We start from the raw sequence: 20,107 nt of genomic DNA on the forward strand, positions 1-20,107 counted from the left end.
GACGTTCCACCCGCGGCGGGATCAGACGCTACGCAACGTGAATAGCTACGCGTCTGCCCACGCCGCTCAACCCGCCCGACAGGGCCAAACCAACCGCCGGGACGAACTCAAGGCTGGATAGAAACTGGGGGCAACGTCAACCGGGACGACCCTCATAGAGCTGATCGTCTTCAGCTTTCGCTGAGGTCCTCTGCTCTTGAGCAGTTCCTCCTGAGATAGCTTGCCCCGGCCCTTGGTGATGTTGAAATACGGTATCCCCTCGTCGATCACGACATCCGCGGAGCGGAGCTGAGCGATCTCTTCAAGTCTGGCGCCGGTGAACATGCCGATGAGGGGAATGAAGCGTGCTGCCCACTGCCCGGCGCTTGGCGGGAGCTCTTGCTGATTGGAAAAGATCGGCATCGCCAGGATCTTGCGCAAATCCTCATCCGTGTAGGCGGCGTAGGTCCGGTCGCTGGTCAGCCGCATCGTGGCATTGCGCGCTGGGTTAGAGGCGATGACGTCCTCAGTCTCAGCAACCGCGAGGACGGCGGAGATCGCCCGGATCGCCTTATTCACCGTGCCGCGGTTGAGACGCTCACATGTCTTCTGACGATCGGCCCAAGCCACCATATCCTTGAGAGGTTGCTGTTGGACCTCCCGCGGCATGACGCTGGAAAGCCTCAGGCAAAGGTTCCGGAACTCGACGATGTGGCTCTTCTGGATCTGATCAACCGGCAGGTCACCGTAAAGCGAGGTGAACCGCCTGATCCACGTACTGAACTCGCGGGTCGTGTTGGGGCTCGGGTCCTGTTTCAGGCGCCAGTTTTCGAGTGCCTCGGTGAGCTTGGGGACGCGTGTAGCAGGCACGTTCAGAAGAGGCGCTGGTGCTGAAGGAGTTTGGATGGCGGCGCCTGCGTCACGTTCAAGCACCTTGCGCGTCGCGTCTGCACGCGCGCGGGCAAGAGCTAATGCCAGCCTGTCCCGGTCAGGATGGCCTTCCGGCATTTCCATCCCGTTGGCTGCCAGTCGACGCGTCACGGGACCTGGGACAGGACCGATCCGCCGGCGCGGAGCATCTCGGATTGTCAGCATCTGATCCTCGGAGGGCCCCTCCCCTAAATCTTCGAAGCCGGCGCCTTCTGGCGCGATCACTTCGTGGACTATGGGGTCACGAGCGAGCCCGCGCAGGTGTCTGCCCGTGAGATCGTCTTTCGCAAACCGAAGGGCCATCTCGCGTGCGACAGCGGCCATCACGTCCATGTCGGGCTGTCCGTCACCGCCGCTTTTGAGGATCCCCGCTATGGCCTTCAAGAGAGGATCCTGGGGGCTACCGGTGATGATCTCCTGATCGTGGGTTGCGAGAATGTCGCGGGCCTCTTGCTGCGCCATCACAGCGATCTCGGCATCGGACAGCCTGGGGACTCTCGTCAGAGCAACACTCGCCTTCTTCTGCGGCCTTGCAGCGCGCTCCGCTTCAAGCACGTAGCTCTCGACTTGGCTGTGGACGCTCGCCCATCGGCTCGAGGCAAAGGACAGATCGCTGGTGTCGAGCGCGATCTTGATGACGCGACCACCTCCAATGGATCTCTGGCCAAGATCCCAGGGCGTGGTGACGGTGCCCGCGACATAAGGAGCGATGTCGGGCTTAAGCTGGCGCGAATAGACGAAGCGGCCGGTGTCGGCCCGGCGAACGAGGAACGGAAGATTGAAGGGGCTTTTGCGACCCATCCAGCGCCATCTCCTGGCGCCCGATTCCTACCGGTTTTCCTACCGGATTCATCCCAGCGCCCGATCAAGAGGCTAGCGCCAGTCGATGATCGCTGCAATATCAATGACTTAGAAAAGTGATGGCGCTCCCTACGGGATTCGAACCCGTGTACCCAACGTGAAAGGCTGGTGTCCTAGGCCTCTAGACGAAGGGAGCGAACTGATCTGCGGCGGGGCGGTTTATAGGGGCGTTCCCCGCCGCCATCAAGCGCCCTGCCGATAAATCAGCTGGCCTTGATCTGGTTCTCCCGAACGACCTCGCCCCAGATCCTCATCTGGCTCTCGAAGAAGGCTTTCAACTCCGCAGGACCGGTGGTCATCAGCTTCACCTGCTGGGTCTCCGTCAGCTGTTTTTCGATCACCGGCTCGCGGAAAGCCGCGGTGAGGGCTGCACGGAATCGCTCGACCGTCGGGGCCGGCGTGCCGGCCGGCGCGAAGACGCCCCACCAGGCCTCGGCTTCGAATCCGGGAAAGCCGCTCTCGGCAACGGTCGGCAGGGCGCTGAGCGTCGTGGCGCGTTGGGCGCCGGTCTGCACCAGCGGCCTCAGGGTGCCGGCTTGCAGGTGAGTCGCCAGCAGCGCCACCGATCCGATGGACAGCGGCACGTGGCCGCCGATGGCGTCGTTGATGAGGGGGCCGCCGCCCCGATAGGGGATGTGGGCGAGGTTGGTGCCGGCGCGCTTGGCCAGCAGCGTCATGGCGAGATGGCCGAGGCTGCCATTGCCGATCGTGCCGTAAGGCACGCCCCCTGCCCGCTCCTTGCCGGCCTGGATGATGTCGGCGAGGCTGCGGAAGGGCTGCTGCGGATGGGTCGCGACCACCATCGGCGCGGTACCGATGAGCATGACCGGATCCAGGTCCTTCTGCGAATCGAAGGGCATGGAGGGAAGCAGCGACGGGTTCACCGCGTGCGTGTCGAAGACGAAGAGCCAGGTGAGGCCGTCCGGCGCCGCCTTGGCGACGGCGTTGGCGCCGACGCTGCCGCCCGCGCCAGGCCTGTTCTCGATGATCACGGTCTGGCCGAGGCCACGCTCCAGCAGCGGCTGGGCGAGGCGCGCCAGCGCGTCGACCGAGCCGCCCGGCGGGAAGGGCACGACGATGCGCACGGTGCCCGTGGCGGTCTGGGCGCGCAGGAGGCCCGGCGCGGTGGGCGCCGCGAGAGCTGCGGCGGTGCCCGCGGCCAGGAGGCCGCGGCGGCTGATGGATGTCATGGCGTTCTCCCGGTCGGCCGGCAGGAGCGTCGAGGCCCCTGCCCTTCGGGAAGTATAGAGCGCCTTCAGGGAATGCGAAGGACCCAGCCGGGCTGGATGAGGTCCGGATTGACGATCGGCGGATTGTTGGCCGCGACGATCTTCGGATAGTCGGCGCCTTTGCCGTAATGCTGCTCGGCGATCTTCCAGAGCGTGTCGCCCTTCTTCACAGTGTACATCTTGGCCGCCGGTGTCTCGGCGGTGACGATCAGCTTGCTGGTGTCGACCTGCTGCACGCCCACCGTATTGCCGAGGGCGAGGATGATGCGCTCGGCCTCCTCCTGCGACTTCACCTCACCGGCGAGCTGGACCGTGTTGCCGCTCGAATCGATCTGCAGCTTGGCGGTGTCGAAGCCGTGGCTGGCCACCTCTTGCGTCAGCGCCGGAGCCGGCGCGGCCTGGGCCTCGCTGCCGCCCATCAGCTTCTTGCCGACGCCCTTTACGAAATCGAAGAATCCCATGGTCTGTTCCTCCTGCCACGCGGCGCTGTTCTCGCCGGAAACTCCAGCCTAGACCCGTGACTTGCACATGACCAGTCGTCACCTGCCGCAGCGTCAGTTGCGCCAATCTCGTGCAGCGCAGCACGACAGGCTGTGGACAACTCCCCCAACGTCACCTGATGACCGTTGCCGGCAACGCATCCTCACGTTGCAACGGCCTCCGTCGGTACCACCGATTCCTCGTCTCCTGTTGCGTCATGGGTTCGCCATCATGGGTTTGGCGTCTGCGGATTTTGCCGCATCGGACGGTCATGCGCAGAGCGAAGGGCTCGTTGCCCTTGTGCTGTGGCGACTGCGCGATCCGGCGTGGCGACCCTCGTTCCGCGACCTGATGGAGGACGCGCGAACCTGCATCGACCCGTCCATGGAACCGGCATCCGTTCTCGGCGCGCTGCGCGACGCGCTCGCCGTCGATGGCGGCCTCGCGGCGCGGGCAACGGCGCTGGCGGTGGAGGCGCGTGAGATCATGGCGCGCGACATGATGGCGGCGAAGCCGACCTCAGGCCGAAGCGCGATGCCGCCGCGCAGCGGCCGCCGGTCCACCTGGCACGGCTTCGCGCCCTTGTTCTTGGGAACCTGACCTCAGGCGTTCGGCGGCACCGCCGCATCGAGAATGCGGAACTGCACCCGTTCCTGGCCTTGCCAGCGGTTGATCGAGGCCGTCCCGGCAAGGTGCAAAGGCTTGCCGCGATGGGCGGCGAGCATGGCGCCGAGCGGCTGGCCGGCCGCGCGGAAAGCGATGGCCTCCACCTGCCGGCCGTCGCCGCTGCGCAGCCGCGCCCGGATATGGGCACCCGTCAGCTCATCGACATGGGCGATGACATGGGCCGGCAGCGCCAGCACCGGCTCGGGATTGCCGCTGCCGAAGGGTCCGGCGCGGTCGATGGTCGCCACGAGTTCATGGGTCAGGGCGCCGGCCGTGGTCGCTGCATCGACCAGCAGCGCCTCGTCGCGCCGCGCCTTCTCGACCGCGTTGCCCAGCGTATCCTCGAGATAGGCCCGGAATTCGGCGAGCTGCCCGCGCTCCACGGTGATGCCGGCGGCCATGGCATGGCCACCGCCCTTGGCGAGGATGCCGGCGGCCACCGCCTTGCGCACGGCGGCGCCAAGATCGACGCCGGATATGGAACGCCCCGAGCCTGTTCCCGTATCGCCGGTGAAGGCGACGGCGAAGGCCGGGCGCTTGAAGCGCTCCTTCAGCCGCGAGGCGACAAGGCCGACGACGCCGGCATGCCAGCCATTGCCGGCCGTGAGGATCACGGCGGCGCCCTCCTCCTCCGGCCCGAGCGAGGCAAGGGCCTCGGCCTCGGCTTCGGCGACGGTGCCCATCTCCACCACCTGCCGCTCGCGGTTGAGGCGGTCGAGGTCGGCGGCGATGCGGCCGGCCTCGATCGTGTCCTCGGTGATGAGGAGGCGCAGGCCGAGCGCCGCATCGCCGATGCGCCCGCCGGCGTTGATCCGCGGCCCGAGCAGGAAGCCGAGGTGATAGGGCGCGGGCGGGCCATCGAGCCGGGCGACATCCATGAGGGCGCGCAGGCCCGGATTCTCCCGCTTGCGCATCACCACGAGGCCGCGCGCCACGAAGGCGCGATTGAGGCCGATGAGCGGCACCACGTCGGCGACGGTCCCGAGAGCAACCAGATCGACATAGCCCATCAGGTCGGGCGCGGGACGCGCCGTCGTCCAGAATCCCTTGCCGCGCAGGTGGCGGTTGAGCGCCACGACCAGCATGAAGGTGACGCCGGCAGCGCAGAGATGACCGAGACCAGAGAGGTCGTCGAGACGGTTGGGGTTCACCACCGCTTCCACCGACGGCAGCAGCTCGTCGGCCTGGTGGTGGTCGCAAACGACCACGTCGAGCCCAAGGCCTGCCGCCTCGCCAAGCACCTGGTGGCTCGTGGTGCCGCAGTCGAGGGTCACGAGCAATGTCGCACCGCGCCCGGCGAGCGATTTCAGCGCTTCGGTGTTGGGGCCATAGCCCTCGAAGATGCGGTCGGGAATGTGGACGAAGGGGTCGAGGCCGGCGGCGCGCAGAAACAGCGTCAGCACCGCGGAGGAGGTTGCGCCATCGACGTCGTAATCGCCGAAGATCGCCACCTGCTCGCCATCGATGACCGCCTTGGCGAGGCGCTCCACCGCCCGGTCCATGTCGGTGAGGACGGACGGGTCAGGCATGGCGTCGCGGATGGTCGGCTCAAGAAAGGCGTCGACCGTCTCGGGCGCGATGCCGCGGCCCGCAAGGATGCGCGAGAGGATGTCGGGCAGGCCGTGCTGCTGGGTGATGGCGAGGGCCTGCGCCCGCGCCATGTCGTCGAGACGGTCGCGCCAGGCGCGGCCGAGGGCCGACCGTTCGATGCCGAGGAACAGCCGGCGCCTCTCCATGGCGTCAGTCGAGGTGGAATTTCTCGAGCTGCCGGTGTTCGCCAAAGATGCGGCGCACGGTGCCGGTGGTCGAGCGATAGACGATGGTCTCGGTGGTGATCATGTCAGGGGCGAAGAACACGCCCTTCAGCAGCGCACCGTCGGTGACGCCGGTGGCCGCGACGATGACGTCGCCGGAGGCCATCTCCTCCATGGCGTACTTCTTGTTGGGATCCTTCACGCCCATCTTGCGGGCGCGCTCCACCTTGGCCTCGGTGTCGAGGATCAGCCGGCCCTGCATCTGGCCGCCGACGCAGCGCAGCGCCGCCGCGGCGAGCACGCCCTCGGGGGCGCCGCCAATGCCGAGATAGATGTCGATGCCGGTCTCAGCCACGCTCGCCGTGTGGATGACGCCGGCAACGTCGCCATCGGTGATGAGGCGGATGGCGGCCCCCGTCGAGCGCACGGCCTCGATCAGCTTGGCGTGGCGCGGCCGGTCCATGATCAGCGCGGTGATCTCATTGGGCTTCACGCCCTTGGCCCTGGCGATGGCGTGGATGTTGTCCACCGGCGAGGCGTCGAGATCGACGACGCCCTTCGGATAGCCCGGGCCGACGGCGATCTTGTCCATATAGACGTCGGGAGCATTGAGCAGCGAGCCGTGCTCGGCCATGGCGATGACGGCGATCGAGCCGGGCATGTCCTTGGCGCAAAGGGTCGTGCCCTCCAGCGGGTCGAGGGCGATGTCGACCTTCGGGCCCTTCTTGGTGCCGACTTCCTCGCCGATATAGAGCATCGGCGCCTCGTCGCGCTCGCCCTCGCCGATCACCACCGTGCCGTCGATGGGCAGCTTGTTCAGCTCGCGGCGCATGGCATCGACGGCGGCCTGGTCGGCGGCCTTCTCGTTGCCCCGGCCGCGCAGCCGCGCCGAGGCGACCGCGGCGCGCTCGGTGACGCGGACGAGCTCCATCGAGAGAACACGCTCGATGATGAGGTTCTTCGGAATGGAAAGCCCTTGCTCGGCCATGTGACGTCCCCGTGAGAGATCTTTTCTATTGACGACGAAGCGCGATGTTCAATCGCGCTCGATGCGGATGACCTGCGGCGCGCCGATCAGGATACCATCGGAATCCATGGCTTTCAGAGCCCGGCGAACGGCTGCCTCGGTCGTCGCGTAGGTGATAAGGACGACGGGCGCGGGCGCCGCCGCTGCCGGATCGGTGCCGCCGCGCACCGGTCCGGACCGGCGCTGCACGATCGATTCCAGCGAGATGTTGTTCTGCGCCATGCGCGAGGCGATCCGCGCGGCGGTGCCGGGCCGATCCACGACCTCGAGGCGGATGTAATAGCCGCCCTCATGGCGGGTCATGGGCGCGCGGCTGGGCTTGGTCAGGGCCGCGACGGGGCGGATGAACGGAGCGGTGCGATGGCCGCGGGCGACGTCGACAATGTCGGCGATGACCGCCGAGGCGGTGGCGTCGCCACCGGCGCCGGGACCGACAAGGGTGAGATCCACGGCGTCGGCGTCGATCGCGACGGCGTTGAGCACGCCGTTCACCTGGGCGATGGCCGCATCCTTCGGCACGAAGGTCGGGTGGACGCGCTGCTCGACACCATCGGCGGTGCGCTGGGCAACGCCGAGGAGCTTCACCCGGTAACCGAGTTCCTCGGCCATGCGCAGGTCCACCGGCTTGATCGAGCGGATGCCCTCGATGGAAATGCCCTTGGTGTCGACGAGCGTGCCGAAGGCGAGGCTGGTGAGCAGCGAGAGCTTGTGGGCGGTGTCGAAGCCGTCGACGTCGAAGGTCGGATCAGCCTCCGCATAGCCGAGCTTCTGTGCGTCCTTCAGGCAATCCTCGAAGGCGATCCCCTCCTCCGCCATGCGGGTGAGGATGTAGTTGCAGGTGCCGTTGAGGATGCCGTAGACGCGCTCGATCGTGTTGCCGAGCAGGCTCTCGCGCAGCGTCTTGATGACCGGGATGCCACCGGCGACAGCCGCTTCGAAATTGAGCGCCACGCCCTTGGCCTCGGCCTTTCTGGCCAGAGCCGGGCCATGGGCGGCGAGCAGCGCCTTGTTGGCGGTGACCACCGCCTTGCCCTTGGACAGCGCCATCTCGACGGCGTCCTTGGCGGGACCTTCGGCCCCGCCCATCAGTTCGACGAAGACGTCGATGTCCGGATCGGCCGCGAGCGTCACGGCATCCGAGACCCAGCGCACGCCGGACAGGTCAATGCCGCGGTCCTTCTTGCGGGAACGGGCCGTGACGGCGGTGACGCGGATCGGGCGGCCGGCGGCCTCCGCCAGCCGGTTGTCGCGCTTGGCGATGAGCCGGACCACCGAGGCCCCGACCGTGCCGAGGCCGGCGATCCCGACTTTCAAGACGTCCTGCATGGGTGATCGATCCGCAATGCCGCGACGAGAGCGCCGCGCCGGGCTTGTGCCCGATTTGACCGGTCAAGGCAAGGAATGGCGGCTATCGGCGAGGCTGCGTCAGGATCCCTGTTTCATCAGCCGATGGGCCAGCCGATGCTGCGCGCGACCACATAGAGGCCGACGGCCACGATGACGGCCGCCAGCACAGTTCCAAGGACTCCCTTGCGTCCGGCGAGCAAACGCCCGAGCGCGCCGCCACCGATACCGCCGAGGACACCCCCGATGATGAAGATGGCCGCGATCCGCCAATCGATGAGACCGGAGATCGCATAGCTCGTCGCCGTGGCGGCACCAAAGGCGGTCACGGCGATGAGCGAGGTGCCGATGGCAAAGGGCAGCGACATGCCTGTCGCCACCATCAGGGCCGGCACAATGAGGAAGCCTCCACCGATCCCGAAGAAACCGCTGAGCAAGCCGACACCGAGGCCGCCCGCAATCAGCCAGGGAAGAAGGTAGCGCGCCGAGGCGCCGGTCAGCCGCACCTCCGGATCGCCCTCGGCCTTGCGCTTCAGGAACATGGCGATGCCGACCACGATCATCAGCGCGCCAAACAGCGCCAGAAGGTGGGCGCCATCGATCGCTTTGGCCACCATCGAGCCCGCGAACGCGCCGACGACGCCGGCTGCGGCGAAGGTGAGGCCGCAGCGCCATTTCACCGTGCCGGCGCGCCAGTGGCCGATGAGATTGGCAAAAGCGCTCGCCGCGACGGCGAGCGCGCTGGTGCCGATGGCGACATGGGTCGACGAGACACCGACGCCATAGACGAGGAGAGGCACGGCCAGCACCGATCCGCCCCCGCCCACAAGACCGAGGATCGCGCCGACCAGCGCGCCCGAGAGGCCAGAGAGGATGTCGGTGAACATGTCGGACCCTTCCTGGGGCGTGAGAGGCTCAGGCGTTCGCGGAGGTCAGGGCTGCACGGTTCCACGGAGCGAGCGAGAGAATGCGGGCCATGGCACAGGTCCCCGTCACGCCGGCGAAGGCGAGGCCCGCGCCGACGAAACCAGGAACAGCCAGAAAGCCGGGATGAACGAAGACACCGAGCGCCGTGCCCACCGCGACGAGCGAGCCCGCCACGATCTGCACCTGCCGCATGATCTCGATCGGCTGACGCGCATCCTTGACGGTCGGAAGGCCGGCGTCGCGCCAGGCCTCGATGCCGCCTTCGAGCACATGGACCTTGGCGCCCGGCACCGCGGCAGCGAGGCGCTGCGCATTGGCAGTCGTCCTGTTGCCGCTCCGGCAGTGGAAGATGACCACGCCGGCAGCCTTCGGCGGGTGGCGCTCGATGGCGGACAGCGCATGGTGGCTGGCGAGCGGGATATGCTCGCGACGCCATTCATCCTTTTCGCGGATATCGACGGGGATCGCGCCGTGGGACAGCATGGCGAAGGCTTCGGCCGGGGCAATGTGCTTGATGGTCATGGGCATGGTCCTTTGGGTCTGGGTCAGGCCTTGCGGCAATAGAGGCGGTAAAGTTCGGCCATGAGCTCGCGGATGCGCGGATCGGCGATGCGATACCAGAGCGTCTGGCTTTCGCGGCGAAAGGCGAGGATGCCTTCGTCGCGCATCTTCGCGAGATGCTGGGACAGCGCGGACTGGCTGATGCCGATCCGGCTGACGAGCGTCCCGACAGTCGTTTCGTCCTGCTCCATCAGCACGCAGAGGATCTGGAGACGCCGCTCATTGGCGAGGGCGCGCAGAACATCTGCGACCTCCAGCGCGTTGGCTTCGAAGGCAGCGGGATCAACCGCATCGAGAGTTTGGCTCATGGACGATCTCTAATTTAGATATTGCTTATTTAGAGAAGGCGAATATATTTGTCAACACTCAACCTCTGAACGGAGCAGGCCATGCCAGCCGACCGCACTCCCCTCATCCACGCCTTCTTTGACGAGGCCACCTTCACCGTCAGCTACCTGGTGGCGGATCCCGCGACCCGCGAGGCCGCGGTGATCGACCCGGTTCTCGACTATGATCAGAACGCCGGCGAGGTCGACACGCGCTCGGTCGATGCGATCCTCGCCAAGGCTGAAGCCGAGGGCTACCGGATCATCTGGACGCTGGAGACCCACGCCCATGCCGACCACCTCTCCGGATCGCCTCTCGTCAAGGCGAAGACCGGCGCGAAGATCGGGATCGGCGAGCACATCAAGGACGTCCAGCGCATCTTCCGGCCTGTCTTCAACGCCACGGATCTCAGGACGGACGGGAGTGATTTCGACCATCTGTTCAAGGATGGCGACACATTCGCCATCGGAGAGCTGCAGGGGTCGATCCTTCACACGCCCGGGCACACGCCGGCTGACATCGTCTACCGGATCGAGGATGCAGCCTTTGTCGGCGACACCCTGTTCATGCCGGACTTCGGCACGGCCCGCGCGGATTTCCCCGGCGGCGACGCGCGGACGCTCTATCGGTCGATCCAGAAGCTGCTGACCCTGCCGCCTGAGACCCGCCTGTTCCTCTGCCACGACTACAAGGCGCCGGGACGCGACCACTACGCCTGGGAAACGACGGTCGCCGAACAGCGCGCCGCCAATGTCCATGTGAAGGAAGGAACGGATGAGGCCGATTTCGTTGCCATGCGCGAGGCGCGCGACGCGAAGCTGGCCGTACCCCGCCTTCTGCTGCCCTCGATCCAGGTCAACATCCGCGCCGGCCGGTTTCCGCAGGCGGAAGCCAATGGCGTGCGCTATCTGCTGATCCCGGTGAAGGCGAAGACCAAGGACGCGGAAGCGGCCACGGCGGCATGACGGGCGGACGCGGCGGCGATCCCGCCGTCAGTCCAGCAGGTGGTCGATCCCGCGGACAAGGCCGGTGATCTCGCCGACCTTGCGGGCGGCAAGCAGGGTTCCGCCGACATAGGGAGCGGCGGACGACCCGGCATCGTGGCGGATGGTGAGCCGCTCGTCCGGCAGGCCGAAGATCGCCTCTGCCGACAGGACGAAGGACGGCATCCGCACCGAATGGACCTGCACGGCGATGCCACCGGCATTGACCGAACCGCCGCGGGTCTCGCGGATGCCGCCGAGTTCATCGACAGGCTTGGAGGTCGGCGCGAGGCGCACCTTCGAGAGAATCTCGCCGAGCTCGCGCCCAGTCCCTGAGGGGGTGTCGGGCTTCTTGGCCGAGGCGTAGTCGATGATCTCGACGTCGGGCACGTGGCGCGCCGCCATGGTGGCGAAGCGCTTCAGCAGCGATGCGGTGATGGAGAAGTTGCCGGCGGCGATGACGCCGCGCCCGGCCGCCTTCGCAGCGGCGTCGATCTCGGCATAGTCGTCCGCGCCAAGACCGGACGTCCCGACGACAACGTGGCGACCGCTCGCGAGGGCCTCCAGGGCATGGCCCTTCACCACATGCGGCTTGGTGTAGTCGACGACGACGTCGCTCGGCACGGCCAGCGCCTCGGCGAGCGAGGCGGAGACGGTGATGCCAAGGGCCGGCCCACCGGCCACCTCCCCCGCATCGCGCCCGGCGGCGGAGCGGGCCGCCGCCCCGACGAGCTCAAGGTCCGGGGCGGCCGCGACCGCCTTGATGAGTTCACGGCCAACCCAACCAGAGGCGCCGGCGACGACAATGCGCAGCATGGCGCTCTCCAAGTGTTGCGATGTCCGCGAGGTGCAGTGTCAGCGGCTGGCGGCTGCGATCGGGATGACATTGTGCAGCGTCGTGGCGGCGCCGTCGAAGAAGCGCTTCACGTTGCGCGCCGCCTGGCGGATGCGCTGCTCGTTCTCGACCACGGCGATGCGGACATAGTCGTCGCCGTGCTCGCCGAAGCCGATGCCCGGCGCCACAGCGACCTCGGCCTTTTCGACCAGCAACTTGGCGAATTCGAGCGAACCCAGCGCCTTGAACGGCTCCGGGATCGGCACCCAGGCGAACATCGAGGCCTCCGGAGCCGGAATATCCCAGCCGGAGTTGCGGAAGCTCTCGATCAGCGCATCGCGGCGCTTGCGATAGGTGGCGCGCATCTCGCGGATGCAGTCGTCCGGACCGTTCAGCGCGGCGGTCGCGGCAACCTGGACCGGCGTGTAGGCGCCGTAGTCGAGATAGCTCTTCACGCGGGCGAGCGCCGCACAGAGCCGCTCGTTGCCGACCGCAAAGCCCATGCGCCAACCGGCCATGGAGAAAGTCTTGGACATGGAGGTGAATTCCACCGCCACGTCAAAGGCGCCCGGCACCTGCAGGATGGACGGCGGCGGCTTCGCCTCGTCGAAATAGACCTCGGCATAGGCGAGATCGGAGAGGACGATGAGGTCGTGCTTCTTCGCGAAGCGGACGAGCTCGGCATAGAAGTCGAGATCGGCGACCTGGGCGGTCGGATTGGAGGGATAGCAGGTGACGACGGCGATGGGCTTGGGAATGGAGTGCTGCATGGCGCGCTCCATGGCCCGGAAGTATTCCTCGTCCGCCGTCGCCGGCACCGAGCGGATGACGCCGCCGGCCATCAGGAAGCCGAAGGCGTGGATCGGGTAGCTCGGATTGGGGCAGAGCACGACATCGCCGGGCGCGGTGATCGCCTGGGCCATGTTGGCGAAGCCCTCCTTAGAGCCCAGCGTGGCGATCACCTGGGTGTCCGGATCGAGCTTCACGCCGAAACGGCGCTCGTAATAGGCGGCCTGGGCGCGGCGCAGGCCGGGAATGCCCTTGGAGGCGGAATAGCGATCGGTGCGCGGCTTGCCGATCGTCTCCTTCAGCTTCTCGATGACGTGGTCAGGCGCCGGGAGGTCGGGATTGCCCATGCCGAGGTCGATGATGTCGACGCCCTTGGCGCGGGCGGCGGCCTTCACCTTGTTCACCTGCTCGAACACGTAGGGCGGCAGCCGGCGGATGCGGTGGAACTGGCTCTGGGTCATCGTCGTCGCTCGTGCGGCGGGCCTGCCGCAAGGGATCAGCCTCGTATCAAATTGCAATACGGCAAGGGAACGGGAGGCGTCGGGGCCACCTCCCCTCTTTCGTCCTAGTCTTCGCTGCCGCGCTCGGCAGGGTCGATGGCCGGGCGGACGCCGGCGCCGGGACCGCGCACGCGGCCCTGGCCGCGGATGCGCTCCTCCATGGCGGAGGCTGCGCCACCGCGGGCCGCTTCGAGCTGGCGGCGCCGCTCGGCCGCCTGGGCGGGGGTGAGCAGCTCCGGCGTCTCCGAAGAGCGCGGCGGCGGTGCGACGGTCGGGGGCGGCGGCAGGCGGTTGATGAGGGTCGCGGCGCCATAGCCGGTGGTGCGGATCGGCGCCGGCGACCACAGGCCGCCACCGGCAACCGGCGGCAACGGTGTCGCCCGCGAGGGTCCGTAGGGCGAGGGATAGCCGTCGCTGCCGTGCTGGCAGCCGGCGAGAACCAGGGCCGCGGCGGCCAGCGCCAGCGCGGCGGGCAACCGGCGCCGGGCGCGCGGAAGGTCACGGGTCGGCCGCTTGGCCTGATCCATCACTGCCAGTTCCGTGAATGCCATGTCCGTCTCCGGGTGGGGCCACACATCTTTCGCTTGGCGGCCTCCGCTTCGCCTTCCTAATATGCTCTCATCAAAAAGTGGACCGATTTCGTCAAGGCGAAACGGCGAGGGTCGGAGAAACGGTCATGGCGACACGCGATTCGGACAAGCCGGCCGCCGCGAAGGCCCGCGCCAAGGCGCGAAAGGGCAGTGGAAAAGCCGTGTCGGAGACACCGAAAGTGGTGCCGAAGGCTGCTGAGACTGCGAAAGCCGCCGACAAGACATCTGCCAAAGGTCCCGCCAAGAGTGCCGTGCAGGCCGCAGCCAAGACGACGGCCAAGCCACCTGCGAAATCGGCGGCCAAGCCGACTGCCAAGTCCGCAGCCAAGACAACTGCCACGTCTCCGGCCAAATCGACGGCCAAACCCCTGGCCAAATCAACAGCCAAGTCCCCTGCCGCGCCCCCTGCCAAGTCGGCGGCGAGGCCCCCTGCCAAGGTCGCGAGCAAGCCGGCGGCAAAAGCCAAGGCCAAGGACGTCACGCCGAAAGCCGCGCCGCCCAAGCCGGCGGCCGGAAAGCCGCCGGTCCTTCGGGTCGTGGCGTCAGCCAATCCGTCCCCGACCAGCAAGCCCAAGGCCCCTGCCCGCGCGCCGCTCTCCATCCAGCTCGCCGAAGACCGCGCGTCGCCGGCTGCCCCCAAGCCGGCCCCCCTCGCGCCTCCGCCGGCGGCCCTGAGCCCGCCCGTGGCCAAAATCGCCGCGCCAAAACCCGCCGAGGCCAAATCTGCCGAACCCAAGCCCGCCGATGGGAAGACACCCCCCGCGTCCGACACCACATCCGAGGATCCGTTCAAGCTCCAGGCCCTCGACGTTGAGCGGCTCGCCGGCAACATCGCCCGCATGGTCGAGCTCGGCGGCAAAGCCGTCGCCGCCTATCTCAAACCCCGCGAGACCGGTGAACACCCGACGGATTCGCCCGATGGCGTCGCCGATATCGCCAAGACGCTTGGCCATGTCGCGGAGTTCTGGCTGAAGGATCCAGCGCGCGCCATGACGGCGCAGACCGAGATCGCCACGCGCTACATGGACCTGTGGTCGAAGTCGCTGAAGTCCATGGCTGGCGAGGCCGTGGAGCCAGCGGCAAAACCCGACCCGCGCGACCCGCGCTTCAGGGACCCCCAGTGGGAGAAGAACCCCTTCTTCGACTTCCTCAAGCAGTTCTACCTGGTGACCACCGGGCTCGCCGAGAAGTTCGTCACCGAGGCCGAGCTCGACGCGCACCTCAAGCACAAGGCGGCCTTCTACGCCAAGCAGATCGCCAATGCGCTCTCGCCCTCCAATTTCGTCGTCACCAACCCCGAACTGCTGCGCGAGACGATCTCGTCCAATGCCGAGAACCTCGTACGCGGCATGAAGATGTTCGCCGAGGACATCGAGCGCGGCGGTGGCGACCTGAAGATCCGCCAGTCCGACGACAGCCAGTTCGCCCTGGGCGTGAACCTCGCCATGACCCCCGGCAAGGTGGTCTTCGAGAACGACCTGATCCAGCTCATCCAGTACGAGCCGACGACGCCGAGCGTCGGCAAGATCCCGCTCGTCATCGTGCCGCCCTGGATCAACAAGTTCTACATCCTCGACCTGACCCAGGAGAAAAGCTTCATCCGCTGGGCGGTGTCGCAGGGCCTCACGGTCTTCGTGGTCTCATGGGTCAACCCGGACCAGCGCCACGCCCACAAGAGCTTCGACGACTACATGCTGGAGGGCCCGCTGGCCGCCTTCCGGGTGGCCGGCGAGATCACCGGCGAGCCGAAGGTCCATGCCATCGGTTATTGCGTCGGCGGCACGCTGCTCGCCGTCGCCCTCGCCTACATGGCCGCGCGCGACATCGACATGGTCGAGACCGCCACCTTCTTCACCACGCAGGTCGACTTCACCTATGCCGGCGACCTCAAGGTCTTCGTCGACGAGGAGCAGATCCAGACACTCGAGAAGCGCATGGCGCAAACGGGCTATCTTGAGGGCAAACAGATGGCCAACGCCTTCAACATGCTGCGCTCGAACGACCTGATCTGGAGCTATTTCGTCAACAATTACATGAAGGGCAAGCAGCCCATGCCCTTCGACCTGCTCTTCTGGAACGCCGATTCCCCGCGCATGCCGGCGGCGAACCACTCCTTCTACCTGCGCCACTGCTACCTGCAGAACGACCTCTCCCAGGGCCGCATGGTGGTGGCCGGCGAGACGCTTGACCTGAAGACGGTGAAGGTACCGGTCTACAATCTCGCCGCCCGAGAGGACCACATCGCCCCGGCGCGCTCGGTCTTCGTCGGCTCCCAGTGCTTTGGTGGGCCGGTGGATTATGTGATGGCCGGCTCCGGCCACATCGCCGGCGTGGTCAATCCGCCTGAGAAGAAGAAATACCAGTTCTGGACCGGCGGGCGCCCTGAAGGGGCCTTCGAGGACTGGGTGGCGAAGGCCGAGGAACATCCCGGCTCCTGGTGGCCGCACTGGCGCGAATGGATCAGGCGCCATGACGGCAACGAGGTTCCCGCCCGCCGCCTCGGCTCCAATGCCCATCCCCCCATCGAGGAAGCGCCCGGGCGCTATGTGAAAGTGAAGGACTGACAGTGCGTATTCCCGTCGACGAGCGGCCTTCGCTCGCTGCCTATCCGTTCCTCACCGTGCATCCCGTCCGCTACGGCGACCTCGACCCCAACAACCACGTCAACAACGCCGTCATCGGCACCTATCTGGAGATCGGCCGCACCGAGTTCTTCGACCGCGAGGGCATCCGGCTGACCGCCGAAGGGCGCGGCATCTCGCTCGTCCATGTCGAGATCGAGTTCCACCGGGAGATCCTCTATCCCGGCTCCGTGCAGATCGTCTCAGGCATCCGCAAGGTCGGGTCGTCCTCGCTGACCTTCGACCAGGCGGTCTTCGTCGACGGCGTGCGCCACGTCTCGGGGTCCTCGACAACCGCGCAGGTCGACAAGACCACCGGCCGCTCGACGCCCTGGAATGACGTCCAGCGCGCCAAGTTCGCCCGGCTGATGATGCCCTGATGAAACCGGGCCGGCGGCAGCGCCGGCCCTGTCCGCTTACGGGAACAGCGCGATCTGCTCGAGCCCCATCGTCTCGGGGAAGCCGAGGACGAGGTTCATGTTCTGCAGCGCCTGTCCGGCGGAGCCCTTCACCAGGTTGTCCAGCGTCGAGATGATGATGGCCCGGCCGGGGATCCGGTCGGGGAAGACGCCGATCTGCACATAGTTCGAGCCACGCACGTTCTGCGTCTGCGGCACCACGCCCTTCGGCGCCACATGGACGAAGGGCTCGTCCTTGTAGGCATCGGCGAGCGCCTGGCGCAGGTCATCGGCGGTGGCGCCGTTCAGCTTCACATAGGAGGTGCAGAGCTCGCCGCGCGCCATCGGGATGAGGTGGGGCGTGAAGTTGATGGTGACCTTGCCCCCGACAGCGACGCCGATCTCCTGCTCGATCTCGGGCGCATGGCGATGCTTGCCGATGGAATAGGGCGACAGCCCCTCCCCGGCCTCCGAGAACAGCGTGTTCTGCTTGAGGCCGCGGCCGGCACCGGTCACGCCGGACTTGGCATCGACGATGATGTCATCGGCGTGGATGAGGCCGGCCTTGGCCACAGGCACCAGCGCGAGCAGCGTCGCGGTCGGGTAGCAGCCCGGGCAGGCCACGAGCCGGGCCTTGGTGATATCGTCGCGATAGAGCTCGGTGAGGCCATAGACCGCCTCCTTCTGCAGCTCCGGCGCCTGATGCTCGTGGCCGTACCACTCGGCATAGGTCGCCCCGTCGCGCAGCCGGAAATCGGCGGACATGTCGAGGATCTTGATCTTGGGATTGGCCTTCAGCACCGCCGCGGTGATCTCCTGCGTCGTGCCGTGCGGCAACCCGCAGAACACCGCATCGAGGCCGCTCCAGTCGACGCTCTCCCAGGTGACGAGCTTCGGCAGATCCAGCATGAAGAAATGCGGGAAGACATCCGCCATGGCCTTGCCGGCATGGGTGTTGGCAGTCAGGGCGGTGATCTCGACATGCGGATGGCGCGCGGCGAGGCGGACGGCATCGGCGCCGGTATAACCGGACGCGCCGAGGATCGCGATTTTGGCCTTGGTCGCCATGGCAGTCTCCGCAGGGTGCGAGAAGTCAGATCAGGATGTCGGATACAAAAAAGCCGCGCTGGGAGCGCGGCGATCGGATCGATCAGCAAGGCACACGGCCGCACGCGCTCATCGGGGGATGAGGATACGGCGTCGGCGGCTGATCGCGGTGCTGAACATGCGCCGCTAAATGCTATCGGCGCATGACGCTGTCAAGACGCTTGGCGCCCGGGGCGATAGAGGTCGAACGTCGTTCCATAGGCCTCTCGGACCCCTGCCCGCGCGAAGCCGATCTTGGCTGCAACGCCAATGGAAGCGGCATTGTCCGGATGGATCAGGGCGACGAGATCACCCGGAGGGACCACGCCAGCAGCATGGGCCAGGATTTTCTTCGCGGCCTCCGTGGCGTAGCCTTGCCCCCAGCAGGTCCGTCGCAGGCGCCAGCCGATCTCGATGTCGGGTCCTTCCCCTGCAACCGGGATCAGCAGTGCGGTGCCGATGAAAAAGTCAGGGTCCTGGGCGAGGACCATCGACCAGTGACCGAGGCCTGGACCGAAATCCATCGCCATCCGCTGAGGGAGCAGAGCACGGTACGCCTCTGCCTCGAAATGGTCGCGGAAAGCTGGCGGCAGGTACCGTCGGACATCTATGTCGCTGTCCATGGAGACGAAGGCGTCAATGTCGCGATGGTCGCGTGGACGCAGGAGAAGCCTCTCGGTCGCCAGAACCGGAACCACCACGGTCCTACCGGTTCTTGCCCGGCACCCAGAGGACGTCCGCCTTGCCCTTGTCGTTGAGATAGCGCGCGGCAACGAACAGGAAGTCCGACAGGCGGTTCACATATTCCAGCGCCGGCCGAGAGACCTCCTCGCCGGGACGGCGGACGAGGTCGACCATGATGCGCTCGGCGCGGCGGGACATGGTGCGCGCGAGGTGGAGATAGGCGGAGGCCGGGCTGCCGCCGGGCAGGATGAAGCTCTTTAGCGGATCGAGCTCGGCATTGAGCTGGTCGATCTCGGCCTCGATGCGCTTCACCTGCGCCGGGACGATGCGCAGCGGCTCGTATCCGAGATCCTCGCCGAGGTCGGGGGTCGCGAGGTCGGCGCCAAGATCGAACATGTCGTTCTGGATGCGCATCAGCATGGCGTCGACCACCGCGTCGCCGGCCGTGTGCAGGCGGGCGATGCCGATGGCGGAATTGGCCTCGTCGATGCAGCCATAGGCCTCGACGCGCAGGTCGGACTTCAGCCGCCGCGGGCCTGCAGCGAGGCCGGTCGTGCCGTCGTCACCGGTCTTGGTGTAGATCTTGTTGAGCTTGACCATGGATCGCTGTTCCGGCGGCGGTCAGCCGCCGTTCGCCTTAACATAGATCGTGATCACGATCGCCACAATGGCGACGAATTGCAGCCCGACGCGCCAGCGCATCAGCTTCTGCGAGGTGTTGGGGCTGCCGCCACGCATCATGTTGATGAGGCCCATGACGAGGACGATGGCCACGGCTCCAACGGCGACAGGTACGAGCAGGTTGATCGGCATGGCAGCCCTTTCCGTCAGCTGTTGAGGCGCCAGATGGCGATGTTCAGCGCCGTCGCGAAGCTCACCCAGGCAAGATAGGGGATCAGCAGCAGCGACGCCACGCGATCCTTGCCCCAGGCGAAGATGATGGTGCCGAGAATGGCGAGCCACATGGCGACGATGACGATGGCCGCCGCTCCCAGCGCCTGACCATAGAAGAACACCCAGGACCATGCCGCGTTGATGGCGAGCTGCGCGCCATAGAGCGCCAGGGCCGGCTCCTTGTCTTCGGCCGGCGACAGGACGAGGCGCGCACCGGACACGGCAATCATGATGTAGAGCACCGTCCAGACCGGGCCGAAGAGCCAGTTGGGCGGATTGAACGAGGGCTTCACCAACGTCGGGTACCAGCCCGTCAGACCGTAGGAATTGGCGATGCCGCCCGTCGCCGCGACGGCGAAGCACAGCACGAGGAACGCCCCGTAGACAGCCACGGTGCCGCCGACCGATCTGGAAATGCTCACGCTGCTTGTTCCTGTCATGGCTTGCCTTTACGGACGAGGAACGCGAGGAGATCAATGCCGTTCCGCCGGGCGCAGGTCTCCCCTGCGTGGCGGCATCCGAATGCCCTTGCGGCATCGGGCAATGTGCGGCGGCGTTTCCGTTCCGTTCGCCCGCACCGCGCCCTGTGCCATGATGGCGAAAATGATTCGCGGCTGCCCTGCGGCCCGGGAGATTCCACCA

At 66.9% G+C, this 20,107-nt stretch carries 22 protein-coding genes and 1 tRNA gene; 4 read left to right on the top strand and 19 right to left on the bottom strand.

From position 1 onward, the window contains the following. Window positions 1–66 precede the first annotated feature (66 nt). The 4 genes from O9344_RS08775 to lysM form a co-directional block, all read right to left on the bottom strand. Window positions 67–1,710: a hypothetical protein gene (locus tag O9344_RS08775; RefSeq protein WP_298475282.1), complete on the bottom strand. Its 1,644-nt coding sequence runs from the start codon at window positions 1,708–1,710 to the stop codon at window positions 67–69. A gap of 120 nt (window positions 1,711–1,830) precedes the next feature. After that, window positions 1,831–1,906 (bottom strand) — tRNA-Glu (locus tag O9344_RS08780). Window positions 1,907–1,973: 67 nt separating this feature from the next. After that, window positions 1,974–2,960 (bottom strand): tripartite tricarboxylate transporter substrate binding protein, encoded by a 987-nt coding sequence (locus tag O9344_RS08785; protein ID WP_298475285.1) that lies wholly within the window; start codon window positions 2,958–2,960, stop codon window positions 1,974–1,976. 65 nt (window positions 2,961–3,025) lie between these two features. Further along, window positions 3,026–3,460, bottom strand: coding sequence for a peptidoglycan-binding protein LysM (gene lysM / locus O9344_RS08790; RefSeq protein ID WP_298475288.1), 435 nt, complete (start codon window positions 3,458–3,460; stop codon window positions 3,026–3,028). A gap of 67 nt (window positions 3,461–3,527) precedes the next feature. Here lysM and O9344_RS08795 point away from each other — a divergent pair, with 67 nt between their 5' ends. Continuing rightward, window positions 3,528–4,079 carry a hypothetical protein gene (locus tag O9344_RS08795; protein WP_298475291.1) on the top strand — a complete coding sequence of 184 codons (552 nt, stop codon included), beginning with the start codon at window positions 3,528–3,530 and terminating at the stop codon, window positions 4,077–4,079. Window positions 4,080–4,081: 2 nt separating this feature from the next. On the opposite strand, the gene recJ is transcribed toward O9344_RS08795, so the two are convergent. From recJ to O9344_RS08825, 6 genes are all read right to left on the bottom strand, one after another. Then, on the bottom strand, window positions 4,082–5,881 hold the full coding sequence (gene recJ / locus O9344_RS08800) for a single-stranded-DNA-specific exonuclease RecJ (RefSeq protein WP_298475294.1): 1,800 nt from the start codon (window positions 5,879–5,881) through the stop codon (window positions 4,082–4,084). 4 nt (window positions 5,882–5,885) lie between these two features. Next, window positions 5,886–6,887: a class II fructose-bisphosphatase gene (glpX, locus tag O9344_RS08805; RefSeq protein WP_298475296.1), complete on the bottom strand. Its 1,002-nt coding sequence runs from the start codon at window positions 6,885–6,887 to the stop codon at window positions 5,886–5,888. 48 nt (window positions 6,888–6,935) lie between these two features. Then, entirely contained in the window at window positions 6,936–8,252 is a 1,317-nt protein-coding gene (locus tag O9344_RS08810; RefSeq protein ID WP_298475300.1) for a homoserine dehydrogenase, read from the bottom strand. A gap of 116 nt (window positions 8,253–8,368) precedes the next feature. Continuing rightward, window positions 8,369–9,157 (bottom strand): sulfite exporter TauE/SafE family protein, encoded by a 789-nt coding sequence (locus O9344_RS08815; protein ID WP_298475302.1) that lies wholly within the window; start codon window positions 9,155–9,157, stop codon window positions 8,369–8,371. Window positions 9,158–9,185: 28 nt separating this feature from the next. Next, the gene (locus O9344_RS08820; protein ID WP_298475305.1) at window positions 9,186–9,719 is read right to left on the bottom strand and encodes a rhodanese family protein; all 534 of its coding nucleotides are present in this window, start codon (window positions 9,717–9,719) and stop codon (window positions 9,186–9,188) included. Between the two features lie 23 nt (window positions 9,720–9,742). Continuing rightward, a complete protein-coding gene (locus O9344_RS08825; protein ID WP_298475308.1) occupies window positions 9,743–10,066 on the bottom strand; it encodes a metalloregulator ArsR/SmtB family transcription factor in 324 nt (107 codons plus the stop codon). A gap of 81 nt (window positions 10,067–10,147) precedes the next feature. On the opposite strand from O9344_RS08825, the gene O9344_RS08830 reads away from it, so the two are divergent. Beyond that, entirely contained in the window at window positions 10,148–11,050 is a 903-nt protein-coding gene (locus O9344_RS08830) for an MBL fold metallo-hydrolase (RefSeq protein WP_298475312.1), read from the top strand. A gap of 27 nt (window positions 11,051–11,077) precedes the next feature. On the opposite strand, the gene dapB is transcribed toward O9344_RS08830, so the two are convergent. The 4 genes from dapB to O9344_RS08850 form a co-directional block, all read right to left on the bottom strand. Next, complete coding sequence (gene dapB, locus O9344_RS08835; protein WP_298475315.1) at window positions 11,078–11,884, bottom strand: 4-hydroxy-tetrahydrodipicolinate reductase; 807 nt, start codon at window positions 11,882–11,884, stop codon at window positions 11,078–11,080. Window positions 11,885–11,923: 39 nt separating this feature from the next. Beyond that, window positions 11,924–13,153: an LL-diaminopimelate aminotransferase gene (locus O9344_RS08840; protein WP_298475318.1), complete on the bottom strand. Its 1,230-nt coding sequence runs from the start codon at window positions 13,151–13,153 to the stop codon at window positions 11,924–11,926. A gap of 104 nt (window positions 13,154–13,257) precedes the next feature. After that, window positions 13,258–13,743, bottom strand: coding sequence for a hypothetical protein (locus tag O9344_RS08845; RefSeq protein ID WP_298475321.1), 486 nt, complete (start codon window positions 13,741–13,743; stop codon window positions 13,258–13,260). Between the two features lie 91 nt (window positions 13,744–13,834). Continuing rightward, a complete protein-coding gene (locus O9344_RS08850) occupies window positions 13,835–14,350 on the bottom strand; it encodes a hypothetical protein (protein ID WP_298475324.1) in 516 nt (171 codons plus the stop codon). A 115-nt stretch (window positions 14,351–14,465) separates the two neighbouring features. On the opposite strand from O9344_RS08850, the gene phaC reads away from it, so the two are divergent. Both phaC and O9344_RS08860 read left to right on the top strand, forming a co-directional pair. Next, on the top strand, window positions 14,466–16,346 hold the full coding sequence (phaC, locus tag O9344_RS08855) for a class I poly(R)-hydroxyalkanoic acid synthase (protein ID WP_298475327.1): 1,881 nt from the start codon (window positions 14,466–14,468) through the stop codon (window positions 16,344–16,346). A gap of 2 nt (window positions 16,347–16,348) precedes the next feature. Further along, complete coding sequence (locus tag O9344_RS08860; RefSeq protein ID WP_298475330.1) at window positions 16,349–16,783, top strand: thioesterase family protein; 435 nt, start codon at window positions 16,349–16,351, stop codon at window positions 16,781–16,783. A 36-nt stretch (window positions 16,784–16,819) separates the two neighbouring features. Here the strand turns inward: O9344_RS08860 and argC are convergent, their stop codons facing one another. The 5 genes from argC to O9344_RS08885 all read right to left on the bottom strand — a co-directional run bounded on the left by argC (window position 16,820) and on the right by O9344_RS08885 (window position 19,887). Continuing rightward, window positions 16,820–17,869, bottom strand: coding sequence for an N-acetyl-gamma-glutamyl-phosphate reductase (gene argC / locus O9344_RS08865; protein WP_298475333.1), 1,050 nt, complete (start codon window positions 17,867–17,869; stop codon window positions 16,820–16,822). A 191-nt stretch (window positions 17,870–18,060) separates the two neighbouring features. Then, window positions 18,061–18,585, bottom strand: a complete 525-nt coding sequence (locus O9344_RS08870; protein ID WP_298475336.1) for a GNAT family N-acetyltransferase — start codon at window positions 18,583–18,585, stop codon at window positions 18,061–18,063. A 7-nt stretch (window positions 18,586–18,592) separates the two neighbouring features. Next, complete coding sequence (locus O9344_RS08875; RefSeq protein WP_298475340.1) at window positions 18,593–19,171, bottom strand: cob(I)yrinic acid a,c-diamide adenosyltransferase; 579 nt, start codon at window positions 19,169–19,171, stop codon at window positions 18,593–18,595. 21 nt (window positions 19,172–19,192) lie between these two features. After that, the gene (locus tag O9344_RS08880) at window positions 19,193–19,384 is read right to left on the bottom strand and encodes a twin transmembrane helix small protein (protein ID WP_298475343.1); all 192 of its coding nucleotides are present in this window, start codon (window positions 19,382–19,384) and stop codon (window positions 19,193–19,195) included. A 14-nt stretch (window positions 19,385–19,398) separates the two neighbouring features. Then, on the bottom strand, window positions 19,399–19,887 hold the full coding sequence (locus tag O9344_RS08885) for a TspO/MBR family protein (RefSeq protein WP_298475347.1): 489 nt from the start codon (window positions 19,885–19,887) through the stop codon (window positions 19,399–19,401). Window positions 19,888–20,107: the final 220 nt, after the last annotated feature.

Source organism: Phreatobacter sp. (assembly GCF_027532945.1).
In the GTDB taxonomy this organism is placed as follows: domain Bacteria; phylum Pseudomonadota; class Alphaproteobacteria; order Rhizobiales; family Phreatobacteraceae; genus Phreatobacter.

Coding starts and splice junctions, on each gene's coding strand:
- O9344_RS08775 (WP_298475282.1), bottom strand. CDS start 1,710: ATGGGTCGCAAAAGCCCCTTCAATCTTCCGTTCCTCGTTCGCCGGGCC.
- O9344_RS08785 (WP_298475285.1), bottom strand. CDS start 2,960: ATGACATCCATCAGCCGCCGCGGCCTCCTGGCCGCGGGCACCGCCGCA.
- lysM (WP_298475288.1), bottom strand. CDS start 3,460: ATGGGATTCTTCGATTTCGTAAAGGGCGTCGGCAAGAAGCTGATGGGC.
- O9344_RS08795 (WP_298475291.1), top strand. CDS start 3,528: ATGACCAGTCGTCACCTGCCGCAGCGTCAGTTGCGCCAATCTCGTGCA.
- recJ (WP_298475294.1), bottom strand. CDS start 5,881: ATGGAGAGGCGCCGGCTGTTCCTCGGCATCGAACGGTCGGCCCTCGGC.
- glpX (WP_298475296.1), bottom strand. CDS start 6,887: ATGGCCGAGCAAGGGCTTTCCATTCCGAAGAACCTCATCATCGAGCGT.
- O9344_RS08810 (WP_298475300.1), bottom strand. CDS start 8,252: ATGCAGGACGTCTTGAAAGTCGGGATCGCCGGCCTCGGCACGGTCGGG.
- O9344_RS08815 (WP_298475302.1), bottom strand. CDS start 9,157: ATGTTCACCGACATCCTCTCTGGCCTCTCGGGCGCGCTGGTCGGCGCG.
- O9344_RS08820 (WP_298475305.1), bottom strand. CDS start 9,719: ATGACCATCAAGCACATTGCCCCGGCCGAAGCCTTCGCCATGCTGTCC.
- O9344_RS08825 (WP_298475308.1), bottom strand. CDS start 10,066: ATGAGCCAAACTCTCGATGCGGTTGATCCCGCTGCCTTCGAAGCCAAC.
- O9344_RS08830 (WP_298475312.1), top strand. CDS start 10,148: ATGCCAGCCGACCGCACTCCCCTCATCCACGCCTTCTTTGACGAGGCC.
- dapB (WP_298475315.1), bottom strand. CDS start 11,884: ATGCTGCGCATTGTCGTCGCCGGCGCCTCTGGTTGGGTTGGCCGTGAA.
- O9344_RS08840 (WP_298475318.1), bottom strand. CDS start 13,153: ATGACCCAGAGCCAGTTCCACCGCATCCGCCGGCTGCCGCCCTACGTG.
- O9344_RS08845 (WP_298475321.1), bottom strand. CDS start 13,743: ATGGCATTCACGGAACTGGCAGTGATGGATCAGGCCAAGCGGCCGACC.
- argC (WP_298475333.1), bottom strand. CDS start 17,869: ATGGCGACCAAGGCCAAAATCGCGATCCTCGGCGCGTCCGGTTATACC.
- O9344_RS08875 (WP_298475340.1), bottom strand. CDS start 19,171: ATGGTCAAGCTCAACAAGATCTACACCAAGACCGGTGACGACGGCACG.
- O9344_RS08880 (WP_298475343.1), bottom strand. CDS start 19,384: ATGCCGATCAACCTGCTCGTACCTGTCGCCGTTGGAGCCGTGGCCATC.